Here is a 356-nt window from a genome sequence, read left to right on the forward strand (position 1 = left end):
CGTCACCGGAATCGCGCTGTTCATCACGGCCTCGCTCGCCTGTGCGATCGCGCCCGATCCGGCCATATTGATCGCCTTCCGCGCCATACAGGGTATTGGCGCGGCGATCATGGTGCCGGGCAGCCTCGCCATCATCGCCAAAGCCTATCCGAAGAAAGAGCGCGGCCGGGCCATCGGCATCTGGGCCGCCGCTTCGGCGCTGACCACGGCGCTAGGGCCGGTGCTGGGCGGCTTTGTGCTCACGACTTTCGGCGATGGGGTCTGGCGCGCGATCTTTGCCATCAACCTGCCGCTTGGGATGATCTCGATCTATCTGCTTTTGGCCAAGGTGTCGGCCGACAAGCCGACCGATAATT

General features: G+C 64.0%; 1 protein-coding gene. It reads left to right on the forward strand.

Annotated elements, in window-relative coordinates; translation table 11 throughout:
* On the forward strand, positions 1-356 hold a 356-nt coding region (locus EN818_RS31160; protein ID WP_135906660.1), incomplete at both ends, for an MFS transporter.

Source organism: Mesorhizobium sp. M3A.F.Ca.ET.175.01.1.1, assembly GCF_004791945.1.
Classification (GTDB): Bacteria; Pseudomonadota; Alphaproteobacteria; order Rhizobiales; family Rhizobiaceae; genus Mesorhizobium.